We start from the raw sequence: 25468 nt of genomic DNA on the forward strand, positions 1-25468 counted from the left end.
CAATATCTTTTGAAGTTTTATAAACAGATCTTTGACATATGAATCCCTACCCGGTATAACAAATATCATTCCAAACTAAGTTTTCTCTCCGTCAAAGTAACAAGTACATTATTTCTAAGAACGCTTGCCAAGCAAAGTATCAATCTCTAAATAGCCAAATTCTTCTCTTTTAGGCAAAATATTTTTCATATGTACTCAAATCACTCTTCATTTGAGTTACTGTACCTCTTTTAACTTCTCTTGAAATTGTACTTACATTCCTGCCTATCTTCCTTGCTATTTCTCTTAAACTCTTACCATCATTTAGTAATATTTCTATTTTACCTCTCTCTGCTTCACTTAGGTGTTTAAAACTTCTTTTCTTTGTGATATTATTATTATGAAAAATGACAGTATGGCATTAATTTTTGGATTGAATTACCTATAATAGATATGCATAACATTTAATGTATGCTTGAAAAAGCTAAAAAGGTGAGAATTCAGAATACCCACCTTACTACTTGACAAAGAGCAAAAGTTTTTTTGATTCTATGGGACATATCCTGTATTTGCAGTATTGCTAATAGTAATCAAATTACTCATAATGGATAATAATCACCATGAAAACTTTGCAGAAAGTCCAAAGGAATAATTTTCTGTAAGATTTGGTATTGATAATATTTATAATTATTGATTTCAAATAACATAGCAAAATTGTTTTAAAATTTTGCAAAAAAATTATAGAATATTTTAAAAGATTAATTTAATCTCAAATTGTAAGAAATGTTCAAAAGCAATTGTGAACCTGTAAAGGATTTAGACAAAAATTCAAGAAGACAAACGGTAAAATGTCAAGAGTGTTTTAAAGAGGAATTTTTTAGATTATTAGACAAAAAAGGCAATGAAATAACTGACCGTACAACATAGTAAAATTTAAATGGCAGCTTGTTCAGAGAAAATTATTAAACTAAAAGTTTGAGATTAACTAAATATTGTAAACGTCACCTTTTTCTTGATATATTTGACCAAGGATAGAGCATTGCAAAGATCAGAGGAATTAAGCTTATAGCTAGTTTTAACGAGGGCACGTTTATGCTGATGGCAGGTAAATCTCTGAGAACTTCTTGCTGTAAAAAGCTTTGTAGCGAACTGTGGGCTACAGTCCACAGTTAGCAGCTTCAACAAGATAGAGAATTTTAAGGTATATGAGAACAAGAAGCTCTGTTTTTTTCACGAGTTAGATTATGAACAAGGTGGTAGCGCATAAAGGTCAAGACGTTGCTGTGCAGCATATTTAAAGTCTGGTAAAGGTGTTGGATTTAGTTTGCTGAACCTGGCACATTCAGCGATAATGATGGCATCGATGTTTATCTGTTTTAGGCAAGAGAGTGTAGATTTTTTTGAATCCTTTGACGATGCTTGGGTTAAGTACGTAGAAGGTTGGTTTGTAAGGTAGTAGTTCAGAAGAAGAAGCAAGATGAAGGTGAAGATGCCATGTGTAATGTGAAGTTGCTTCCATGCCAAACTTTACAAAGGATAGATTGTACTGATTGAGGCAATTGATAACTCTTTAGATTAATTCGTTAGCCCCTTGTTGGTCGTTTGGCAAAGAAAAAGGTTTTTTGATTAAATGATTTCCGGCATCATCGATGAAGAGGATGGAATTTGACTGACTACTGATATCAATGCCCACGATTAATGTATTAGGCAATTTTAAAGCCTCCTTTCTTAAAGTATGGTGTTAGAAAAAAGAGTTAAGCCCTTTATCCCGGTGGATTACATATCAATAGCAGCCTCGCCGATATTAGAGCTACGAAGCAGTTTATGCTGTAGCACACATCGGATATGCTCAAATCAGATGTGGTAAACTGACCGTGCTTAAGCCTTCGAGTAAACACTACTTATGCGATCCTTTGGGACTGAAGTCTTTCGCAAGCTGTGGCGTACAGTTATCAAAGCACGTCCAGCAGGGGGAAGCCAAAAATATCCAACAAACTAAAACCAGGCTTAACTTTTTTCTGATTTTAGTTTACCAAAGATAAAGGGCAAATTTAAGCTGCAGCAAATTTTAATATTCAATTTTTGAAAAGTGAGTGTTTAGAGAGGAGAATTTAATTTAACAAATTTCCGGTAATCAATTGGTACTGACAATTAGATGTACCAATTGAGATATGAAGTTTTAATTAATTTGATAATTATATGAGGAGGTAATATTTTATGAAACGGTTAATTTCATTATTTTCTATTTTGTTGATATTGAGCTTTCTTATAGTAGGATTTTTACAGGTTAGTGCAAAGGCTGATACAGGCATTGCTGTTCAGCCTTATGTGTGGAAGAATGTTAAAATTGAAGGTGGAGGAGGTTTTATTACTGGAATTGTGTTTAATCCGAAAGAGAAAAATCTGGTTTACGTTAGGACAGACATAGGAGGGGCTTATCGCAGCACAGACGGTGGTAATACATGGACACAACTTATGGACTGGGTTAGTTTTGATGATTGGAATTTGCTGGGTGTAGAGAGCATTGCAACAGATCCTGTTGATCCCAATCGACTGTACATTGCGGCAGGCACTTATACAAATTGGTGGACAGAAAGTAACGGTGCTATTTTGCGTTCTACTGACAAAGGAAATACTTTTGAAATCACTCCACTTCCCTTTAAATTGGGTGGAAACATGCCGGGGAGAAATATGGGAGAAAGGTTAGCTATTGATCCAAACAATAATAAAATATTATACTTGGGAACAAGAGAAGGAAATGGGTTATGGAAAAGTGAAGATTATGGAGTATTGTGGAAGAAAGTAACAAGTTTTCCTAATCCCGGCACATATATTGAGGATCCAAACGATCCCTATGATTATCTGAACCATATAACGGGCGTAGTATGGGTGGTATTTGATCCTACAAGTGGTAAACCTGGTGAAGGAAGCAAGATAATTTATGTGGGTGTTGCCGATAAATCTACAAGTATTTATTATACAAAAGACGGTGGTCAGACATGGCAAGCATTGCCAGGACAACCAACCGGGCTACTTCCACAGCGTGCAAAATTAAGTTCTGATGGGATGTTATATATAACTTATAGTAACACTCAGGGGCCGTATAATGGTGATTATGGTGAAGTATGGAGATACAATACTAAGACCGGAGAGTGGAAAAATATAAGTCCAATGGCTGCCAAAGATACTTATTTTGGATATGGTGGATTGGCTGTAGATGCCAATAATCCTAAGGTAGTAATGGTAGCAGCCCTTAGCTCATGGTGGCCAGATACCTATATTTGGAGAAGCACCGATGGTGGAGAAACGTGGAAATGTATTTGGGAATGGAATGGATATCCTAATAGAACTTTGCATTACAACATGGATATTTCTGCAGCTCCTTGGCTAAACTTTGGAATTACTAATCCCACACCACCTGAAGTAAGTCCAAAACTTGGCTGGATGGTTGGAACACTTGAAATAGACCCATTTAATTCAGATAGAATGCTTTATGGAACAGGAGCTACATTGTATGGATGCGATGATTTGACAAATTGGGACAAAGGGCAAAATATCAACATTAAAGTCAAGGCTATAGGAATTGAAGAAACTTCAGTCCAGGCACTGATAAGTCCACCAGTGGGACCTCATTTATTTAGTGCACTGGCAGATATAGCAGGATTTAGACATGACGACCTGGAGAAAGCACCTAATTGGACATATGTTCAGCCCAATATGGGGACTACAACTGATATTGATTTTGCAGAGTTAAATCCAAATTTTATGGTTCGTGTAGGGAATGTTGATAAACAGTGGAATCCGAATACTAATAGAATTGGTTTTTCATATGATGGTGGTAAGTCATGGTTTCAGGGAAATACAGAACCTCAAGGAACAAAGGAAGGCGGTACAGTTGCAGCTGCTGCAGATGGAAGTGCTGTTGTTTGGGCGCCAAAAGGAGCCAAAGTATGCTATTCTACAGATAACGGAAACAAATGGATTGAATGTGCTAACGTACCTTCAGAAGCTATTGTATATTCTGACAGAGTAAATTCAAATAAATTCTACGCATTTAAGAATGGCAAGTTTTATATAAGCGCTGATAAAGGGAAAACATTTGTTGAGAGTCCTGCCACTGGTTTACCAACATCAGGAAATTTCAAAGCTGTTCCAGGAATAGAAGGTGATATCTGGCTGGTTGGTAATAATGGGATGTGGCACTCAACTGATGGTGGATATTCGTTTGTAAAAATTTCAGGTGTTGAGGATGCCGCTAGTATAGGATTTGGTAAACCTGCTGAAGGGAAAACATATCCTGCAATTTATACCTATGCAAAAATTAATGGGGTAAGAGGTATATTTAGATCTGATGACTGCGGTAAAACGTGGATAAGAATAAATGATGACAAACATCAGTTTGGATGTGCAAATGCAGACATAACTGGAGATCCACGCGTGTACGGTCGAGTATTTGTTGCAACAAACGGCCTGGGTATAAAATGGGGTGAAATTGCTGATTCAAATATTTTGCCATCTGCAACTCCAACATCAACACCGGGTTCCAGCCCTACACCGACTCCAACAGCAACTATTACATCCACACCTGCACCAACATCAACAGCAACACCAACCCCGACCCCAACACCGACGGTGACAGTTACCCCAACACCAACGCCAACCCCGACCCCGACGGGTGCACCTGGTACGGGAAGTGGATTGAAGGTACTGTACAAGAACAATGAGACGAGTGCGAGTGCGGCATCAATAAGGGCATGGTTTAAGATAGTGAATGGAGGCAGCAGCAGTGTTGATCTTAGCAGGGTTAAGATAAGATACTGGTACACGGTGGATGGTGACAAGCCGCAGAGTGCGGTATGTGACTGGGCACAGATAGGAGCAAGCAATGTGACATTCAACTTTGTGAAGCTGAGCAGCGCTGTGAGTGGAGCGGATTATTACTTGGAGGTAGGGTTTAGCAGTGGAGCTGGGCAGCTGCAGCCTGGTAAGGACACAGGGGATATACAGGTAAGGTTTAACAAGAATGACTGGAGCAATTACAATCAGGCAGACGACTGGTCATGGATGCAGAGCATGACGAATTATGGAGAAAATACGAAGGTAACGCTGTATGTAGATGGAGTTCTGGTATGGGGGCAGGAGCCGGGAGGAGCGACACCTGCACCGACAAGCACAGCAACACCAACGCCAACGCCGACAGTAACAGTAACACCAACTTCAACACCTACACCCACACCTACAGCGACAGCGACCCCGACACCGACAGTGAGTGTAATGCCAACACCGGCACCGACGGCATCACCGGCAGGTGGGAGTTACTGGACACCGAGTGAAAGTTACGGTGCGCTGAAGGTATGGTATGCGAATGGTAATTTGAGCAGTACGACGAATGTATTGAATCCGAAGATAAAGATAGAGAATGTAGGGACGACGGCGGTAGATCTTAGCAGGGTTAAGGTAAGATACTGGTACACGATAGATGGAGAGGCGACGCAGAGTGTAAGTGTAGCAAGCAGCATAAATCCTGCGTATATAGATGTGAAGTTTGTGAAGCTTAGGGCGAATGCAGGCGGAGCGGACTATTATGTAGAGGTAGGTTTTAAGAGTGGAGCAGGTGTTTTGGCAGCGGGTCAGAGCACGAGGGAGATAAGGCTAAGCATACAGAAGAGCAGTGGCAGCTACAATCAGTCGAATGACTATTCGGTAAGAAGTGTGACGAGCTATATAGAGAACGAGAAGGTAACAGGGTATATAGATGATGTACTTGTATGGGGTAAAGAGCCGAGCAGGAACGCCCAGATCAAGGTATGGTATGCGAATGGTATTATAAGCAGCACGACGAATGTATTGAATCCGAAGATAAAGATAGAGAATGTAGGGACGACGGCGGTAGATCTTAGCAGGGTTAAGGTAAGATACTGGTACACGATAGATGGAGAGGCGACGCAGAGTGTAAGTGTAGCAAGCAGCATAAATCCTGCATATATAGATGTGAAGTTTGTGAAGCTTGGGTCAAATGCAGGCGGAGCGGACTATTATGTAGAGGTAGGTTTTAAGAGTGGAGCAGGTGTTTTGGCAGCGGGTCAGAGCACGAAGGAGATAAGGCTAAGCATACAGAAGAGCAGCGGCAGCTACAATCAGTCAAATGACTATTCGGTAAGAAGTGTGACGAGCTATATAGAGAACGAGAAGGTAACGGGGTATATAGATGATGTACTTGTATGGGGAAGAGAGCCGGGCAGGGGTACAAAGCCGGCGGGTGGAGTGACACCGACACCGGCACCGGCGCCGACAGCAACAACTACCCCAACTCCAACGCCTGCGGTGACCCCCGATGTTAAAATATCGATCGATACGTCCAGTGGAAGAACAAAAATAAGCCCGTATATTTATGGAGCAAATCAGGATGTTCAGGGTGTTGTTCACCCTGCAAGACGACTTGGTGGGAACAGATTGACGGGTTACAACTGGGAGAACAATATGTCCAATGCAGGGAGTGACTGGTATCATTCGAGCGATGATTATATGTGTTATATTATGGGTATAACAGGGAATGATAAGAACGTTCCAGCAGCTGTTGTAAGCAAATTTCACGAACAGTCAATAAAACAAAATGCATATTCAGCCATCACATTGCAGATGGCAGGTTATGTAGCAAAAGATGGTAATGGTACAGTGAGCGAGTCGGAGACAGCACCTTCACCGAGATGGGCTGAAGTCAAGTTTAAAAAAGATGGTGCACTGTCATTGCAGCCTGACGTTAATGATAACTATGTATATATGGATGAGTTTATTAACTATTTGATTAACAAGTATGGCAAAGCATCGTCTGCGACGGGAATTAAAGGATATATACTTGACAACGAGCCGGATTTATGGTCGGCTACTCATCCGCGAATTCATCCACAGAAGGTAACCTGCAGTGAATTGATAAATAAATCGGTGGAGCTGGCGAAGGTAATAAAGACACTTGATCCGGATGCAGAAGTTTTTGGACCTGCATCGTATGGTTTTGCGGGATATTTAACATTGCAGGATGCACCTGACTGGAATCAGGTTAAAGGAAATCACAGATGGTTTTTGAGCTGGTATCTTGAGCAGATGAAGAAGGCATCGGATAGTTTTGGTAAGAGGTTATTGGATGTGCTTGACATACACTGGTACCCGGAGGCACAGGGTGGCGGTGTGCGAATATGCTTTGACGGTGAAAATAATACTTCAAGGGATGTGGCAATAGCGAGGATGCAGGCACCGAGAACGCTATGGGATCCGACATATAAAACTGCACAGAAGGGTCAGATAACAGCGGGAGAAAATAGCTGGATAAATCAATGGTTTCCGGAATATCTACCACTGCTTCCAAATATAAAGGCAGATATAGACAAGTATTATCCTGGTACCAGACTTGCTATAACTGAGTTTGATTATGGAGGGAAGGACCACATATCGGGAGGAATAGCTTTAGCAGATGTCTTAGGGATATTCGGCAAGTATGGAGTATACATGGCAGCAAGATGGGGAGATTCGGGGAGCTATGCACAGGCGGCGTACAACATTTATCTCAACTATGATGGGAAAGGTTCGAGATACGGTTCAACGTGTGTGAGCGCTGAGACAACTGACGTTGAGAACATGCCGGTATATGCTTCAATTGAGGGAGAAGATGATTCAATTGTGCATATTATATTAATTAACAGGAATTATGACAGGAAACTGAAGGCAGAGATAAAGATGAATAATACCAGGGTATACACAGGTGGAGAGATATACGGGTTTGACAGTACAAGCTCTCAAATTAGGAAGATGGGTGTGCTCAGCAATATACAAAACAACACAATCACCATAGAAGTTCCGAATCTGACGGTATACCACATTGTTTTAACCTCTTCAAAGTAGAAAAAGGATAAAAATGGAGACACTGCTGCATGGTAAAAGTTGATATGTGCAGCAGTGTCATATTTTACATTGTTGGGTTGGGAAGAAAGCAATATCTTTTTATCCTTTTCAAAATGCATTTACAATTTTTGATAAGCAAAAAAATGAAAAACAAAAAATGCATATGATAAACTCAAAGCTTGCAATAAAGTTTTTGTATTTATTACAATTGAATGTTAAGAAACTGTTTTGGAGGTGAATTTAATGTTTGTAAAGAAAAAGAGAAGAATAAATGTGTATTTAGCATTAATTATTTTTGTTGTCAATATTGTCTTATTTAATGGACAGGTAAATATAAACAAAAATAATTTAGCAATGGCAGCAACTGAAAGTCAAATTGAGAAGTTAAATCGAGGACTGATAGCTGTTAAAGTGACAAATGGAGTATTTTTGAGCTGGAGAATGTTTGGGTCAGATCCAGCAAATATTGGGTTTAATATTTACAGGAATGGAGTGAAGATAACTAAAACACCTATTCAGGACAGCACAAATTACATTGATGCTGATGGAACAACCGGTTCGAGATATTATGTAAGAGCAGTAATAAATGGGGTAGAGGTAGAACAATCTGAAGAAGTAAGTGTGCTTAATAACAATTATATTGAAATTAAATTAAATAAACCAGCGAATTCTCCCCTTGGTGCTTCATATTCGCCAAATGATGCAAGTGTGGGCGATTTGGATGGTGATGGAGAATATGAGATTGTTTTAAAATGGGATCCAAGTGATTCAAAGGACAACTCGCAATCTGGATATACAAGCAATGTGTATTTAGACGCTTACAAATTAAATGGCAAATTTTTATGGAGAATTGATTTGGGTAAAAATATAAGAGCAGGGGCACATTATACACAATTTATAGTATATGATTTAGATGGTGACGGAAAAGCAGAGGTTGTATGTAAAACGGCTGATGGGACAATAGATGGACGGGGAAATGTTATAGGTGATCCTAATGCTGATTGGAGAAATTCAAGTGGTTACATTTTATCAGGTCCTGAATATTTGACAGTATTTGAAGGTGCAACAGGAAGGGCATTGAAAACTGTTAATTATATTCCTCCGCGGGGAAATGTTTCATCATGGGGAGATTCATATGGGAACAGAGTTGATAGATTTTTGGCTGCAGTGGCTTATCTGGATGGGAAAAGGCCAAGTCTTATTATGTGCCGAGGATATTATACAAAGACATATATAGTTGCCTGGAATTGGCAAAATGGCGAGTTAACAAAGTTATGGCAATTTGATACAGGTGAAACTAATGATGGATACAGAGATGATTATGAAGGACAGGGGAATCATAATCTGAGTGTAGCTGATGTTGACAATGACGGTAAAGACGAGATCATTTATGGTGCGATGGCAGTAGATGATAATGGAGCTCCACTGTATACAACCAAATTGGGGCATGGGGATGCCATGCACGTAACTGATATTGATCCGGACAGACCTGGATTGGAAGTCTGGCAATGTCATGAAGGAAGCACAGGAGCTAGTTTGCGTGATGCAAGAACAGGGCAGATACTGGTGAGAGTTTTGACATCTGGAGATTGTGGACGTGCATTGGCGGCAGACGTTGATCCGAGGTATAAGGGGTTAGAAATGTGGGCAGCAGGGATAAGTATTAGAGATTGTAAGGGAAATGTAATCAGCAGTGCGACACCACCAATTAACTTTGCAATTTGGTGGGATGGAGATTTAGGAAGAGAATTATTAGATAAGACATATATTTACAAATGGGATTATAACAATAACAAAACAAACACAATATTTACAGCAAGTGGGTGTTCATCTAATAATGGTACAAAAGCAACACCATGCTTGAGTGCGGACATACTTGGAGATTGGAGAGAAGAGGTTATATTTAGAACCAGTGATGACAGTGCTATCAGGATATATACAACTACGACTTTGACAAATTATAAGATTCCTACACTTATGCACAACAGACAATACAGGGAGTCCATAGCATGGCAGAATGTAGCATATAATCAACCGCCACATCTAAGTTTTTATTTGGGATATGAGACAAACATAAATGAAATATACAAATATTTTGAGGGATACGGTGACCAAACAAGTAACCCATCACCAACTCCAACACCAACGGCTACAGCAACAGCAACGCCAAGGCCAACATCCACAGCAACGCCAACGCCTACACCGACTCCAACAGCAACTATTACATCCACACCTGCACCAACATCGACAGCAACACCAACCCCGACCCCAACACCGACGGTGACAGTTACCCCAACACCAACGCCAACCCCGACACCGACGGGTGCACCTGGTACGGGAAGTGGATTTAAGGTACTGTACAAGAACAATGAGACGAGTGCGAGTGCGGCATCAATAAGGCCATGGTTTAAGATAGTGAATGGAGGCAGCAGCAGTGTTGATCTTAGCAGGGTTAAGATAAGATACTGGTACACGGTGGATGGTGACAAGCCGCAGAGTGCGGTATGTGACTGGGCACAGATAGGAGCAAGCAATGTGACATTCAACTTTGTGAAGCTGAGCAGCGGAGTGAGTGGAGCGGATTATTACTTAGAGGTAGGGTTTAGCAGTGGAGCTGGGCAGCTGCAGCCTGGAAAGGACACAGGGGATATACAGGTAAGGTTTAACAAGAATGACTGGAGCAATTACAATCAGGCAGACGACTGGTCATGGATGCAGAGCATGACGAATTATGGAGAGAATACGAAGGTAACGCTGTATGTAGATGGAGTTCTGGTATGGGGGCAGGAGCCGGGAGGAGCGACACCTGCACCGACAAGCACAGCAACACCAACGCCAACGCCGACAGTAACATCAACACCAACTTCAACACCTACACCTACACCGACAGCGACCCCGACACCGACAGTGAGTGTAACGCCAACACCGGCACCGACGGCATCACCGGTAGGTGGGAGTTACTGGACACCGAGTGACAGTTACGGTGCGCTGAAGGTATGGTATGCGAATGGTAATTTGAGCAGCACGACGAATGTATTGAATCCGAAGATAAAGATAGAGAATGTAGGGACGACGGCGGTAGATCTTAGCAGGGTTAAGGTAAGATACTGGTACACGATAGATGGAGAGGCGACACAGAGTGTAAGTGTAGCAAGCAGCATAAATCCTGCGTATATAGATGTGAAGTTTGTGAAGCTTGGGGCGAATGCAGGCGGAGCGGACTATTATGTAGAGATAGGGTTTAAGAGTGGAGCAGGTGTTTTGGCAGCAGGTCAGAGCACGAAAGAGATAAGGCTAAGCATACAGAAGAGCAGTGGCAGCTACAATCAGTCAAATGATTATTCGGTAAGAAGTGTGACGAGCTATATAGAGAACGAGAAGGTAACAGGGTATATAGATGATGTACTTGTATGGGGTAAAGAGCCGAGCAAGAACGCCCAGATCAAGGTATGGTATGCGAATGGTATTATAAGCAGCACGACGAATGTATTGAATCCGAAGATAAAGATAGAGAATGTAGGGACGACGGCGGTAGATCTTAGCAGGGTTAAGGTAAGATACTGGTACACGATAGATGGAGAGGCGACGCAGAGTGTAAGTGTAGCAAGCAGCATAAATCCTGCGTATATAGATGTGAAGTTTGTGAAGCTTGGGTCAAATGCAGGCGGAGCGGACTATTATGTAGAGGTAGGGTTTAAGAGTGGAGCAGGTGTTTTGGCAGCGGGTCAGAGCACGAAGGAGATAAGGCTAAGCATACAGAAGAGCAGCGGCAGCTACAATCAGTCAAATGACTATTCGGTAAGAAGTGCAAATAGCTATATAGAGAACGAGAAGGTAACGGGGTATATAGATGATGCGATAGTATGGGGTAAAGAGCCGAGCAGGGGTACAAAGCCGGCGGGAGGAGTGACACCGACACCGGCACCGACGCCGACGGCAACTCCTACTCCGACACCGACAACCACACCTACGCCCACATCGGTTTCATCATCCACTCCTACACCTACAGCAACGCCAACACCTACTTCAACGCCTATACAGAGTGCGACACCAACACCAACGCAAACTCCAGCAGTAACACCTACTCCAACTCCAACAGCAGTTCCAACTCCTGCACCGACGCCTGTTCCTGGTGAGAATGCTATTTATGTGGCGCCAGAAGGTAACCAAAATAATCCTGGTACCATTGATAAACCAACTACATTGGAAAAGGCAATTGCTATTGTAAAACCCGGACAGGTAATCTACATGAGAGGTGGGACTTATAAGTATTCTGTGCAGATTACAATCGGAAGAGATAATAACGGCACAAGCAGTGCAAGAAAATGCATATATGCGTTTCCAAATGAAAGACCAATATTAGACTTTTCATCTCAACCGTATGGAAATGTAGATTCAAATCCAAGAGGTTTACAAATTAACGGAAGTTACTGGCATATTAAAGGGTTAGAAATAATGGGAGCTGCAGACAATGGGATCTTTGTTGGTGGTAATTATAATATAATTGAACAATGTGAAATTCATCATAACAGAGACTCAGGTTTGCAGATAGGCAGGTATAGTAGTTCAGCAACCAAAGATGAGTGGCCCAGTTACAATTTAATTTTGAATTGTACATCACATGATAATATGGATCCAGATAACGGCGAAGATGCAGATGGTTTTGCATGCAAATTAACAGTAGGTCCGGGGAATGTATTTAAGGGTTGTGTGTCATATTTCAATGTGGATGATGGCTGGGATCTGTACACTAAAACTGACACGGGGCCAATAGGAGAGGTATTAATTGAAGATTGTGTGGCATTTAGCAATGGACAAACATCAGATGGGAGTGCTACATCTAACAGTGATGGGAATGGTTTCAAACTTGGAGGCAGTAATATAAAGGTCAATCATACAGTGCGGAGATGTATTGCGTTTAACAACAAGAAACATGGTTTTACTTATAATAGCAATCCTGGAAGCATAACTTTAGAAAATTGTACAGGATATAACAACGGCTTGAAGGTAAGTGCTAGGAACTTCTATTTTGGAGAAGGTACGCACGTGCTGAAAAATTGCTTATCATACAAAGAAGGTGCATCGAGTGATGTAATCAGCGGAACGGTAGTTAATAGTGTTTTATGGAGTAACGGTAAGGCGGTAAAGCCAAATGGGCAGCTGGTGACAGATAATGACTTTTACAGCTTAACACCGACCATAACGAGGGATAATGATGGGAGTTTGAATTTAGGAGACTTTTTAAAACCCAAGCCTGGAAGTGGTTTGGAGGGAATAGGAGCAAGGTGATTACCTTACCCTCTCCGCTTGAAAATAGAAAAGTCAAGCGGAGAGGGTGTACAGTAAAAGTTGTTAATAAAATTAGGAAGATGGAAGTGTTTAATAAATTGAGTTTAAAGGAAGATTTTATTTATTATACTTGAGTATAATAATTGTGAGAAAACATTATTTACAGAAATTAGTTTGCATAAAAAGTGTCAAAACCAGCGAAGCTTTTAATAGATGATTTTGAGGATGGCAACACGGATGGGTGGTCGACATTGGATTGTAGTTGAACAGTAGTAGATGGAATAAGGTTTTGAAGCGGGCCAATATACATTTTGCAGAGAAAGTATATAGGATAACATAAAGGATTTGAACAAGAGTTTGAACTTTAGTTTATCGTTCAAAAATAATTATAGCCTTTATGTTATCATAAGAGATTTTTGATTTTTAATATTTCTAAGTTGATGCTAACTTCGTCATCAAAATGCTTGCTTGTTTTTTCTGCTAACTCAATGAAATACTTTGCCCGGGTTTTCTCTGATATATTTATATAAACCTTTGCCAGTATCACGTAGCACTTTGCAAGCTCTAATAAAAAACCACTTTCTTCACAGAGTTTAATTGCATCAGAAAGACAGTCTATAGCTTCATTGTACTTTTCAGCACCAAACATTATTTCGCTTTTTTTTCTAAGTGATTCTATCTGTTTGAATGTAATTTTGTTTGATAATTCAAGTGCCAGCTCTATTTCTTTTTCTGCCTGCGAAAGATTATTTATTTGCAAAAGGAAATCTGCTTTTGTCAGATGATATTCATACTCAATGTCTGTATCTTTAACCTCTTCAATCAGCAATTCTGATTTGCTCAGAAAATCTTCGCATGCTTTAAAGTTTTTCATGAGGCTCAAAACTTTTGCAAGGTATATATAACCCAGTATCTTTTCTGCTGTAAACATTTTCTCCTCGCTGATATTAAGTGATGCTAAAAACAGTTCATAAGCATTAAAAAACAAGCCTTTTTCAATATAAACCTCGCCAATGTTTAGCAGACACAAACATTCTTCATACAACAAACTCCATTTTTTAGAATTCTCATAAGCCTGGTTTAGATACTCATATGCTTTTTTGAGCAATCCTTTCTTGGCATGAATTATTCCTAAGTTTATCAAAATATCAATTTGTGTGTGTTTGTCATAAATTTTTTTGCTGTCTTCAAAAGCTGATAACAAATTATGAATTGCCTTATTTGTGTTTCCGATCTGAAAATATAGAATGCCAAAGTTTGCAGTAGTTTTGCTTCGCAAAAATATGTTGTTGACTCTGGTTGCAAGTCCTCTTGCTTTTTGCAGAAAGCTTACCGCTTTTTTAATGTTGCCATGATATCTAAAAAGGGAATAAGAAGTAATGTTTAGAGCCTTGATTAAAATTTCAATTTCGCTTTCAAGTGGGGAAAGGGATTCAATCTCCTTGAGGATTTCATCAATTTCCAGTGATGCTGTGTAGCTGTGATAAAGGCTTTTTAAATATATAAGTGTTAAATATAGAGGATGATTTTTGCCAATTTGCTTTTCAAGTTGGACAATAATTTCACGGGCATTGTCAAAGTCAGCAGTTAAAATAAAACATTCACACATATGACATTTAATAAAAAGCTGTTTTTCAGCATCTGCGTGTTCATACAATATCTGCAAATAACTTATTGCATCAGTGTAATTACCCATTTGTTTTTCTAAAATTGAGAGTTCCTCAAGTGCCTCTACAAAAAAACGATGTTTGGTTTGATTGCATTTAGTTAATATTTCAAGTGCAAGTTTGAAGTATTTTACAGAATATCTGTATAGAAGTTGCCTTTTGTAATTGTGTGCAAGCAAAATACAGTATTTAGTGGCATTTAGAAAGTCTTCGGCTTCCATATAGTGATATATTAAAAGGTCGAAGTAATTGTTTATAGCATCTTTAAATAGTTTTTCAATTGAATTTGCAATTCTGTAATGAATGTTTGCTTTTATTTTTTTGGGTATAGATTTTAAAATTGCTTCGAAGACAAAATTATTTGTAAATTCAAAGATTTTATCTGCTGTGGTGTTTTGATACACAATGTCAACAAGTTTGATAAAATTATTCTTTGTAAGAATAAGAATGATATCATTTTCTGGTTTTGAAGGTTTTAAAATATCTGATATAACCCTGAAACTAAATCTTTTTCCATATACCGCTGCAATTTTTAAAAACTCAATCAGCTCTTTATCAAATTTAGAAATTCTATGTTCAGTAATTCTATCAAATATTTCCAAAGAATTTGAATTTTCAAAGTTTATAAGATATAGAATGTTATTTCTGACAGATAATTTATTACTTATCTGAAGCCATTTGCAAATTTCCTGAATATACGCAATTTTACCATCAGAAATATCGGATACAAGCTCTGTAAAATCCCTATCAACACTATTTACATTAAAAACAGCTTTTAGTATTTCTTCGATTTTTTCAGGTGAAAGTTTTTGTATATAAATTGTTTCTTGAAAATTTAGTTTGATGTTTTCATTGTCTGATGTTATGACAAATATGCCTTTGTCAGGCGCTAAATTGGCTTTAATGTATTCAATTACCTTGATTGATTCAATATCAGCAAACTGAATATCGTCTATTAAAAAGATAGAAAAACTGGATGATAAAAATGTATCGAAAAAGAGAAAAGTGCTTTGTATAATTTCTCGTTCAATATCTTCTGGCGTCATTGAAGAAAAAATGTACCTGAATTCTTCCTCAGGATTCAGTTGCAGAATAACAGAGAGAAAATTTAAACAGTTTGACTTTTTCTCAAAATCATCTTTGAACAAAAAATCAAGAAATGAAACCAATCGATGGTATTTTATACCTGGTACATCTTCAGGGCTTATATTCAAAATTCTGCAGATTATCTGAGATATCAATAAATAGGGGCGAGAATAAATATTGGGGCTGCATTTGATATAATAAGTTCTTATACTGTTTGAAAGCAAATGTGAGGACAATCTTTCTAACAATGTTGTTTTGCCAGTACCACCCGGTCCGACCAGAAGTATACCATTTTCCTTTTTTGATGCAATCAAATTGAACAATTTTGATAAATATTGATCCTGGATATTTGAAAATGGTTCCAAAAAGTTGGTTTCACTTATAACTTTTAAAGGCATATAGCACCTTATTGGCTCGCTTTTATTTTTCACATATATTTCTTTAGCTTCAGAATACAGGATGGAATCAAAGGTTTCTCTGTAGATACTTTCTGACACATAAATACCATTTTCAGGCGCGACAGATTGCAATCTTTGAGCCACATTGACCACATCACCTATGACAGTGTAGTCTTTTTCGTAGTATCCGCCCACTTTACCGACAGCCACTATTCCATAGTTTATACCTATCCTGATTGAAATTTTCAAATTTCTTTCTTCAGAAAACTCATTGCAAAGCTTTAACATCTCAAGAGCACACAGAACAGCACGCTTTGGATCATCCAGATGAGAGGTCTTTGTCCCAAAAAGTATCATTACACAATCGCCTATGAATTTGTCTATACTTCCCTCAAAATAATAAACAGGTTTTAAAATAAATTCAAAAAACTCGTTTATAAGGTCATTTACTCTGTCAGGACTTGTCTTTTCAGAAAGCCTTGTGAATCCTGATATGTCTGCAAACATCACAGCTACTTTTTTAAGTTCTTCAACTGTTTGGCGCACATCTCCACTTTTCTTTACAAATTCACCACAATTTGGACAAAAATTAACAAAAGCAGGAAGCAGCCAACTGCACGAAGGGCAGACATCTTTGAATTTCATACCACAGAATATACACCTGTCAGCATCCAATGAGTATATTTTATTTCCGCAGTTATAACAGATCATATTTATCCACAGCCTCAAAAAATTTTTTATAAAACCTCTTGAAATTTTCAAAATTTGTGCGATAATATAATTGTAAAAAGTCGATATACAAATATTATATCATGAAAATTGTATTTCAAAAAACAAAAAAATAAAAAGTGCAGAGCATATGTCGAAAAAGGCAAACCTGTCGAAAGACAGGGGCGCAAAGCCATGGGCCTGTCGGAAGAGAAGCTTCCTATGGTCGCCAGGTTGCCGAAACATATGCCGAAGGTTTCTGTGTGAAAAGCATGAGAGTTTGTGTTTTACCTTTGGCAAAAAAGGCACCTGGCAGATGTCAGGTGCCTTTTAGTTGTGGAAATGAGCAGGAATTTTTCCTGCTCACAAAGAAAGAGAGGTGTTTTTAAAATGAAACCTCTGTTTTCTAAAAAGTGGTTGATGTTAGCAGTCATAATGTTTATTTTTTCAACAGCTTTTGGCAGTTTGGCTTTTGCAAAAGACGAAACTCCAGTTCAATTCAGTGGCAGTTTTACTGTTACAAATGAAGGAGGAAAATTCCAGGTAGGTTTTGTACAGATTGATTTCAAAAAAGACTCACTGCCTGATGGAATAGACTCTATCACATTCAATGCACAGATATATGCAGAAAATGGAGTTGTATATATTGAATTTTCACCTGATGCTAAATTCAAGAAGGATGTTCATCTGAAATGTGAAGGTTACGAAGGTTACATCTACGACAGGTCTGCGGGGATTAATATTTATGTTAAGCTCAAAAAAACAGCAGCTTAAAACAGACCATTTTTCAAGGTTTGCATGGGCAAGATAATCCCTCTATCCTCATAACCCCTCGAACTCCTTAAAAATAATAAATTTTTTGCCCCTCTTTTAAATTTTAAGAGGGGCTGCTTTTTTTATCTCTTTTCATCCTGTACATTTTTTCATCAGCTAATTTAATTAAATCTTCAGAGGTTAAATCCAATTCTGGAGAATATTCGGCAAAGCCATAGCTTATACTTATTTTATATGGCTTTGCTTCTGAGGAATTAAACTTTTCAATTTTTTCCTGAATTCTTGACAGAACAGTATTTGCTTCTTTTACTGTAGCTTTTGAAAGAACCAGAACAAATTCATCTCCGCCAAACCTGAATGCGATATCATAACTTCTGATGCTTTCCTTTAAAATTTGACAGAAATTCTTCAAAAGATCATCACCGGTTTGGTGTCCAAAAGTGTCGTTTACTGATTTCAAACCGTCAACATCTATAAAGCATACAACGAAATGTGACTCGTTCATTTTTGAAAGCTGAATTTGCTTTTCCAGATAAACCATTCCTTCATTTCTTGTAAAAAGTCCTGTTAGGGCATCCAGAGTGGCAAACTTCTTGAATTCTTCCTGTTCAATTAAAATATCTTCGCTGAGGTTGGCAATTACCTGTTTCATGGAATTAAACAGGCTAATTAAAGCATACCTTGTATTTGCGATATTCTTTTCAATCCTCTGATAAAGATGTATTCTTTCGATTAGAAGTGATGCCTGGGATGCCAGAGACAGAATAATTTCTTCATCTTCTTTTGTGTACTCTAAAATATTCTGCTTTATATTTTCTGAAGAAAGTTTTATTTCTTTGTTTTTCTTTTTATTAACAAGCTGGAGAACTCCAATGACATTTCCCTGATAATCAATCATTGGAATTGCCATTGTGTTTACTGTAACATAGTTCAAAGAATCATCAAAAAGTCTAAATTGTGAAAATTGAGTTTTTTGCAGGTTCTGCACATTATTTATTGTTACAGGTATAGCATTTTTTGCAACAAATCCTGCTATGCTGTTTTCATCTACCGGGATTCTGTATCCTGCAAAGTCGAAATTGACAGAAAAGTTTTTAGCAAATGTAATTACAAGGTACTTTTTTCCCTCAAACTCCTTTACAACATAGAGTGTACCACCATCGCTGTTTGTAATATCAATGCTTTCGTTTAGAATCATCTCAAGTATGGAGTCAATATTCTTTTCACGCGAAATTGCAATCCCAATTTTACTCAGTTTCCTTATAAGTTTTTTTAAGTCATGTGATACAATTTGTTCATTCATCCTCTTTATACCTTCCTTCAAATCTGTATTTGTTCTGGAATTTGGAATCCCAAACTTAAAGCAAGCTTAAAATCAAAATTGCTGTCCAAATGGATGCAAAATACGCGGTTTCTCTTTTCTGAAGGAATAAGTAAGCTCAGTTCCTCAAGTGACAGATGAGGTCCTGTGCCATTGTGATTTTCCGAGCAGGTATCTTGATATAAAAATTTTATCTCATCTTTTAAGAACCTATCAATTATAATTTCATCAATTGTTTTTGCATCGCCACTGTAAAAAAAGTTACTTTCTTCTGTTTCAATTAAATACCCAAAACAGGGAATGTCCGTAACATGAATTTGTCTTACAGGTATTATCGTGATTTTATCTTCGTAGATTAAACTATTTTTTAATGGTATCAAGTCAAATGTTTTTTCAGCAACACCAATGCTGCTTAAAAACGAGAGAATAAGAGATTCTTCCGGGAAGAGGATTCTTGCCTTTTTGTTAAGTTCATAAAAACAGTAAAGAATAAGATGCCCCAGGGTTGCGACATGGTCCGGGTGAGTGTGTGTAATTAAAATATTGATATTTGGATACTTTTGAAGAAGTTTCATTTTATAGAGGGTTTCGAATATTCCCTCTCCACAATCTATTAAAAACAGACTATCTTCGTGTTCAAAGTAAGCAGAGGTGTTATTGAAATTTGTATTAAACGCACTTCCAATACCCAGAAAGTTAAGTACAGGGTGGTTTTTCATTTTAGAGTTTCACCATCGCTTTCGTTCACCTTTTTTTGAAGGAAACAGAGTATTTCTTCGATACTTTTTTCTTCATCGGGTTTGAGTTCATAAAAACTCCATGTGAAATTCAATGTGGAAACTGATATATCATTTAAACGAAGTTTTTCTAAAGTCTTTCTTTCTATTCTCTTTGCAATCATACCCGCTTTTATGATATCCACATTGTGAAAAAAAATAACATATTCATCTTCTTTAACTTTTACAGGAATATCATAAGGTCTTATTTCAGTAGATATTACTTCGTGCAAAGTATTAACAATTTTAGTGTCAGTATCTTTGTTTTTTATATAAGCTATGGTGGTGATTGTTTCGGTAATCTTTGTAAGCTCATATTCTTTTTTGAAAAGTTCAATTCCTTCTTTGAGTGAATACAGCTTTTCCTTATTCTCAATCTGCAAAGCCTCTATAAATTTTTGTTGACCATTAATCAAAATATCATTTAAAGTAGAAATGGACTTTTTAATTGACTCAAACACATTGTATAGCATTTTCTGGGTATTGGATATGGAAAGTTCATTTTTTTCATAGGTTCTGAATCTGTCAATAATAAGCCCCAGTAGAGCAGCAACAGCCAGTACAATTTTGATGTCCGTTTCTGTATAATTTATTGTAAGAAGTGAGGCATTGTTTTCGTCAATTTTTATACTGGGTTTTGCTTTTTTGTTAATTACCTGAACTACTCCTAAAAGGTCATTTTCAAAGTCGAATACAGGTACAGAAATAGTGTTGATTGTGACATAATGCAGGCTTTTATCAAAGAACTTGAATTGTCTGAACTCGTGATTTTCGGGAAGGTTCAGAGTGTCACTTATAACAACAGGTTTTTTATGTAAAGCCGTGTATCCACACAGGCTAATTGCAGAGATTGGAATTGAATATCCCAGATAAAACTCAAAATTAACAGACAGGTTTTTTGTTGCTTTTATAACCAGTTTTTCCTCCTTATCCACTACTTCTTTTAGATAAACTGTAGCACCGTCGCTTCCAGTCAAATTTATGCAGGTATCAACTGCTAAAGCAAAAATCTCATCCAAATCTTTTTCTGTTGATGCATTTATGATAAAGCTGCTGAATTGTTCAATGGTATTTTTTAATCTTGTAATTTGTTCATATGCTTCAAACATGCTCATTTCACCATTAACCTTAAGTTGTAGAATTCTTTAGAAAAATTATCTCAAAAATCTGCCTTCCTTTCAATGCAAAGCAGAATACAAATTTACTTAAATTTGTAACAATATCATAATGTAAATTACATATATATTGGCTATAATGTTAATATGTAAAAATCAATATATTAGAAAGGAGTTCGAGAAAAAGATGAAAAAAAGGAGTTTTAAACTACTGACAGGTCTACTGGTAATGCTGTTTATCTTTAATCTATTTAACCTTGTCTCGTTTTCTCAGGAACAATCGACACCAATCTTTTCTGACCTTCCTCAGAATCACTGGGCTTACAATGCTGTAAAGTTTATGGTTGAAAGAGGAATTATAACAGGATATCCAGATGGTACTTTCAGACCGGACAATCCTGTGACACGTGCTGAATTTGCAAGAATCATGGTGATTGCATTGAACCTTCCATTCAAAGTGACAGATAATCCTTCATTCAAAGATGTCCCCAGAGATCACTGGGCTTATCCATACGTTGAAACCGCCAAATACTTTTTAACAGGTTTTAGAACTTCCAGTGGTGACTATTTTAAACCATCAGATTATGCAGTGAGAGAAGATATGGCAGTTGCCCTTGTTAAGGCAAAAGGGTTGCAAAATGAAAATGTTGATGTAAATATTTTGAACAATTACATTGACAGAGAACAGATATCAAAAAACCTAACAAAATATGTCGCAATTGCTATTGCAAAAGGTATTATGGTGGGAAGTCCTGTTCCCAATTCGAATCAGCTCAAGTTTGAACCGCAAGGGATTTTAACGCGTGCTCAAGCAGCTATGCTTTTGTACAATGTGATTTCGACTCAGTCTAATGAGGAAAAAGTTACTTATGATGACAGTTCATCTACAGGCACTAATCAACAGTATAATTACGCTGCTCCAAATGTTAGTGGATATACAAAGGGTGATAAAGTTGTGCTTGTATGGAATAAGATAAACGACAGAAGATTGAAGGGCTATGCGATAGTAGTGTCAAAAAATAACAGCCAGCCTGTATATCCACAGGACGGTTACTTAAAAATACTTGGCAATAAAGATGCTACGTATATAGAGATTGGTGTAAATTCAAAATATAACGGTGGTGACGTTGGAGCATATATAAAGAGCGGGGAAGAATATTATTTTGGTGTTACGGCAATCTACGAAGGCAATGTTTATGTAAAAGGGAATGCTGTAAGACTCAAGGTGCCTGTAATACCTGATTATTACGAAAAGCCTTCTGTTAAGTATGAGTATAAAGATAATAAATTCTTATTGAGCTGGCAGAAGATAGATGATTCACGCCTTGTCGGGTACAGGGTGGTTATATCAAAAAAGAATAAGAAACCTAAATATCCTGAAAGTGGTTACCTTGTCTTCATCAATGATAGAAGTACAACTCAAATGGTGATAGACAATACAATACCTTATAAAGGTGGAGACTTTGGTGAATATCTAAAAGATGGAGAGGAGTATTATTTCAGTGTCACAGCACAGTATCAGGATAGGCTTGTTGCTGGTAATAGCGTAAAAGCTGAGTTTTATTCAAATTTGGAGATAAAAGCTTTGAGGCCCAAGCTTCAAGCGAAGACAATCAAATATTTTGGAAACTGGTATATAAACTTGAAATGGGACAAAATTAATAACGAGAAATTGCAGGGATATAAAGTAGTTGTATCTGACAAAAATTCAGCGCCCGACTACAATAAGGATGGAATTGTTGCAATTATCACAGACAAAAATATTACATCAATAAATATAAGAGCAAAAGACAAATATTTTCTAAATGGTGAATATAAGGAGCTGAAAAAAGGTCAGTATTATTACTTTACAGTATATGCCGTTTATACAGATAAAATAGTTGGTGGAAATGTGATAAGAGAAAAAATTCCATGATAGTAAATACCAAAAAAGAGGCACACAGGTCTAAAGCTGTGCGCCTCTTCTTTTTCATGATTTGATACAAATTTATTCTCTGGCAACTTCTTGCAACTTCTCCTTTACACTTTTCAAATCTCTGTAAAAATCTTCTCTTTTGCCCGGGTCTCTTAAAAGTGCTGCCGGGTGGTATGTAGCCATAATATAAAATTCTCCTTTTTCAAACCATTTACCCCTGTCCTGTGTAATTTTCAGATTTTTCCCGAGGATATATTTCATTGCAGTTGCTCCAAGGCAAACTATTATTCTGGGCTTGATAAGCTTTACCTGTGCACGCAAATAAGGAAGACAGTTTTGAGCCTCAAACTCTGTTGGAACACGATTGTTCGGTGGTCTGCACTTTAAAATATTGCAAATATAAAAATCATTTTCGCGTGAAAGTTCAAGAGCATTCAATGCAAGCTCAAGAAGCTTTCCTGCTCTTCCCACAAAAGGTTTGCCCTGCTTGTCTTCTTCCTCACCGGGTGCCTCGCCAATAAACATAAGTTTTGCATTTTTATTGCCATCCCCAATCACAACGTTTGTCCTGTCTTTTGAAATGGGACATTTTGTGCATGAAAGACAGGCATTTTCAAGCTCTTCCCATGTTGTCATACCTTTTCACCACTTCTTTGAAAATTTCTATTGCTCTGTCAATGTGATGTTTTTCAACAATCAAAGGTGGAGCAAACCTTATTACATTGCCACCACCACATGAACTTGTTAAAAGCCCATTCAGTGCAAGCTCTTTTACTAAGTCTTTCACCGGGAAGGAAAATTCTACGCCAATCAAAAGTCCCAACCCACGAACATCCGCTATAAAATTGAAAGTTTCTTTTAATTCTGAAAGCCTTTGTTTTAGGTAGCTGCTCATCCTATTTACATTTTCAATTATATTCTCTTCTTCAATTATATTCAACACCTCCAGGGCAGCCCTTGTTGCCAGAAGGTTACCGCCAAAAGTAGACCCGTGCTCACCGGGTTCAAAGCTTGTAACCTCTTTTTTGCAGAGCATTGCACCAATTGGAATACCGTTTCCCAGTCCTTTTGCAAGTGTGATTATATCCGGGACAATTCCATACTGTTCAAAGCAAAACAGGCTTCCACATCTACCGATTCCGGTTTGCACCTCATCAATTATAAAGAAAATACCATTGTCCTTACAAAGGTCATAGATTTTGCCTACAAATTCTTTTTCAAGAACTTTGATTCCACCTTCTGCCTGGACAAGTTCTATCATTACGGCTGCTGTTTTGTCATCTATTGCTTCTTTTATCATATCAATGTCGGCTTCTACATTCAAAAAACCCTCTGGCATAGGCTCAAATGGTTTTTGATATTTCTTTTGCCCTGTTGCAGCGGTTGTTGCTAAAGTTCTCCCGTGGAATGAGTTTAAAAGTGTTATGATTTTGTATCGACTGCTTCCTTTTTTATAAAAGTAATTTCTTGCAAGTTTTATGGCAGCTTCATTCGCCTCAGCTCCGGAGTTGCAGAAAAATACCCTGTCAAAAGGTGAAATCTCACAGAGTTTTTTTGCCAAAAGTGCCTGGTTTTCTATATAAAAAAGGCTTGAGGTGTGAAGAAGCTTTTCAACCTGATCTTTCAGAGCCTCAACAAATTTAGGATGACCATGACCCAGGTTGCAAACAGAGATTCCAGAGATAAAGTCAAGATATTCTCTGCCTTCTGTATCGTAAAGTATACAACCTTTTCCCTTTTCAAATGCCAGAGGTATTCTGTCTCCAAATACATTTATATAATACTGTTTATCAAGACTAATTATTTCCTCTATTTTCATTTTATGAACACCACCAGTTTAAATTTTTTATAATTATACACCATCGTAAATATTTATTCAATATCAGCTCTTTTTTTGCGCCCAAAAAGTTTTGCAGCCACATATAGAAGGATTGCAATTATCAGAATAACCAGAATAAAGTAATCCAAACCTTTTAAATGTTCTTCAATTGTTCTCCAGTTATCTCCAAGCTTTTTGCCAAGATAGACAAAAAGCAAGCACCACGGGAATGACCCCAGGATTGTGTACGCTGAAAACTTAATAAAATTCATTTTTGCAATTCCAGCAGGGAGAGATATGAAGGTCCTTATAACGGGCAAAAGGCGACTTACAAATATTGTTATCTCTCCTCTTTTTTGAAAGAATCTTTCTGCTCTTTCAAAGTCATGTTTTGATATAAAAAGGTATTTACCGTACTTTAGAATAAAAGGTCTTCCACCAAAATAACCAGCTACATATGCTATTACAGAGCCTGCGTAACATCCAAGTGTTGCAACAAGTGTCATTGAAAATATACTTCCAATACCTCTGTAAACCAGATACCCGCCAAGTGGCAGAATTATTTCAGAAGGAATGGGAATGCATGCAGACTCAAGTGTCATTCCTATAAATATCCCTATGTGGCCAAATTGTGTTAAATATTCAGCTATGGATATAAATATCTGTTTTAAAGACTCCATTTTGATTTTGCCTCCAGAAAATCAATATTTACATTGTATTAGAAT

The 25468-nt window shown here is 37.7% G+C and carries 13 protein-coding genes, 1 pseudogene and 1 riboswitch; of the genes and pseudogenes, 4 read left to right on the forward strand and 10 right to left on the reverse strand.

Features of this window, described 5'->3' with window-relative positions:
* Positions 1-175 precede the first annotated feature (175 nt).
* The 3 genes and pseudogenes from OTK00_RS03845 to OTK00_RS03855 form a co-directional block, all read right to left on the reverse strand.
* A pseudogene (locus OTK00_RS03845) lies at positions 176-388 on the reverse strand (helix-turn-helix domain-containing protein); the annotation flags it as partial.
* Positions 389-1221: 833 nt separating this feature from the next.
* Complete coding sequence (locus OTK00_RS03850) at positions 1222-1503, reverse strand: hypothetical protein (RefSeq protein WP_157841010.1); 282 nt, start codon at positions 1501-1503, stop codon at positions 1222-1224.
* Positions 1504-1549: 46 nt separating this feature from the next.
* Positions 1550-1672: a hypothetical protein gene (locus OTK00_RS03855; protein WP_268760834.1), complete on the reverse strand. Its 123-nt coding sequence runs from the start codon at positions 1670-1672 to the stop codon at positions 1550-1552.
* A 524-nt stretch (positions 1673-2196) separates the two neighbouring features.
* Here OTK00_RS03855 and OTK00_RS03860 point away from each other — a divergent pair.
* Together OTK00_RS03860 and OTK00_RS03865 are read left to right on the forward strand one after the other, a co-directional pair.
* Positions 2197-7875: a glycoside hydrolase family 44 protein gene (locus OTK00_RS03860; RefSeq protein ID WP_045169127.1), complete on the forward strand. Its 5679-nt coding sequence runs from the start codon at positions 2197-2199 to the stop codon at positions 7873-7875.
* A 243-nt stretch (positions 7876-8118) separates the two neighbouring features.
* Positions 8119-13164 (forward strand): rhamnogalacturonan lyase family protein, encoded by a 5046-nt coding sequence (locus tag OTK00_RS03865; RefSeq protein WP_198525729.1) that lies wholly within the window; start codon positions 8119-8121, stop codon positions 13162-13164.
* 403 nt (positions 13165-13567) lie between these two features.
* Here the strand turns inward: OTK00_RS03865 and OTK00_RS03870 are convergent, their stop codons facing one another.
* Complete coding sequence (locus OTK00_RS03870) at positions 13568-17044, reverse strand: adenylate/guanylate cyclase domain-containing protein (RefSeq protein ID WP_268760835.1); 3477 nt, start codon at positions 17042-17044, stop codon at positions 13568-13570.
* 131 nt (positions 17045-17175) lie between these two features.
* A riboswitch (cyclic di-GMP riboswitch) is annotated at positions 17176-17265 on the forward strand.
* 148 nt (positions 17266-17413) lie between these two features.
* Here OTK00_RS03870 and OTK00_RS03875 point away from each other — a divergent pair.
* Positions 17414-17797 carry a hypothetical protein gene (locus OTK00_RS03875; RefSeq protein WP_241765470.1) on the forward strand — a complete coding sequence of 128 codons (384 nt, stop codon included), beginning with the start codon at positions 17414-17416 and terminating at the stop codon, positions 17795-17797.
* A 103-nt stretch (positions 17798-17900) separates the two neighbouring features.
* Here the strand turns inward: OTK00_RS03875 and OTK00_RS03880 are convergent, their stop codons facing one another.
* The 3 genes from OTK00_RS03880 to OTK00_RS03890 are packed head-to-tail and all read right to left on the reverse strand — an operon-like array spanning position 17901 to position 21009.
* Positions 17901-19100, reverse strand: a complete 1200-nt coding sequence (locus tag OTK00_RS03880) for a sensor domain-containing diguanylate cyclase (RefSeq protein ID WP_045169128.1) — start codon at positions 19098-19100, stop codon at positions 17901-17903.
* A 17-nt stretch (positions 19101-19117) separates the two neighbouring features.
* Positions 19118-19837 carry an MBL fold metallo-hydrolase gene (locus tag OTK00_RS03885; protein ID WP_045169129.1) on the reverse strand — a complete coding sequence of 240 codons (720 nt, stop codon included), beginning with the start codon at positions 19835-19837 and terminating at the stop codon, positions 19118-19120.
* On the reverse strand, positions 19834-21009 hold the full coding sequence (locus OTK00_RS03890; RefSeq protein WP_307188832.1) for a GAF domain-containing protein: 1176 nt from the start codon (positions 21007-21009) through the stop codon (positions 19834-19836). The genes OTK00_RS03885 and OTK00_RS03890 overlap by 4 nt, the downstream gene beginning before the upstream one ends.
* Before the next feature lie 187 nt (positions 21010-21196).
* On the opposite strand from OTK00_RS03890, the gene OTK00_RS03895 reads away from it, so the two are divergent.
* Positions 21197-22924, forward strand: a complete 1728-nt coding sequence (locus OTK00_RS03895; RefSeq protein WP_045169132.1) for an S-layer homology domain-containing protein — start codon at positions 21197-21199, stop codon at positions 22922-22924.
* A 72-nt stretch (positions 22925-22996) separates the two neighbouring features.
* Here OTK00_RS03895 and OTK00_RS03900 read toward each other — a convergent pair whose 3' ends face one another.
* From OTK00_RS03900 to OTK00_RS03910, 3 genes are read right to left on the reverse strand one after another with little or no spacing between them, the layout of a single operon-like run.
* Complete coding sequence (locus tag OTK00_RS03900; protein ID WP_045169133.1) at positions 22997-23560, reverse strand: uracil-DNA glycosylase; 564 nt, start codon at positions 23558-23560, stop codon at positions 22997-22999.
* The gene (locus OTK00_RS03905) at positions 23538-24743 is read right to left on the reverse strand and encodes an aspartate aminotransferase family protein (protein WP_045169134.1); all 1206 of its coding nucleotides are present in this window, start codon (positions 24741-24743) and stop codon (positions 23538-23540) included. Before OTK00_RS03905 ends, OTK00_RS03900 begins: the two co-directional genes overlap by 23 nt.
* Before the next feature lie 53 nt (positions 24744-24796).
* Entirely contained in the window at positions 24797-25423 is a 627-nt protein-coding gene (locus tag OTK00_RS03910; RefSeq protein WP_045169135.1) for a DedA family protein, read from the reverse strand.
* Positions 25424-25468: the final 45 nt, after the last annotated feature.

This window comes from Caldicellulosiruptor morganii, assembly GCF_026810225.1.
In the GTDB taxonomy this organism is placed as follows: Bacteria; Bacillota; Thermoanaerobacteria; order Caldicellulosiruptorales; family Caldicellulosiruptoraceae; genus Caldicellulosiruptor; species Caldicellulosiruptor morganii.

Bases quoted from the DNA above. Each gene is read 5' to 3' on its own strand.
- OTK00_RS03885 (WP_045169129.1), bottom strand. From the start codon at position 19,837: ATGAAAAACCACCCTGTACTTAACTTTCTGGGTATTGGAAGTGCGTTT.
- OTK00_RS03875 (WP_241765470.1), top strand. From the start codon at position 17,414: ATGAAACCTCTGTTTTCTAAAAAGTGGTTGATGTTAGCAGTCATAATG.
- OTK00_RS03905 (WP_045169134.1), bottom strand. From the start codon at position 24,743: ATGAAAATAGAGGAAATAATTAGTCTTGATAAACAGTATTATATAAAT.
- OTK00_RS03860 (WP_045169127.1), top strand. From the start codon at position 2,197: ATGAAACGGTTAATTTCATTATTTTCTATTTTGTTGATATTGAGCTTT.
- OTK00_RS03865 (WP_198525729.1), top strand. From the start codon at position 8,119: ATGTTTGTAAAGAAAAAGAGAAGAATAAATGTGTATTTAGCATTAATT.
- OTK00_RS03890 (WP_307188832.1), bottom strand. From the start codon at position 21,009: ATGAGCATGTTTGAAGCATATGAACAAATTACAAGATTAAAAAATACC.
- OTK00_RS03910 (WP_045169135.1), bottom strand. From the start codon at position 25,423: ATGGAGTCTTTAAAACAGATATTTATATCCATAGCTGAATATTTAACA.
- OTK00_RS03900 (WP_045169133.1), bottom strand. From the start codon at position 23,560: ATGACAACATGGGAAGAGCTTGAAAATGCCTGTCTTTCATGCACAAAA.
- OTK00_RS03895 (WP_045169132.1), top strand. From the start codon at position 21,197: ATGAAAAAAAGGAGTTTTAAACTACTGACAGGTCTACTGGTAATGCTG.
- OTK00_RS03880 (WP_045169128.1), bottom strand. From the start codon at position 19,100: ATGAATGAACAAATTGTATCACATGACTTAAAAAAACTTATAAGGAAA.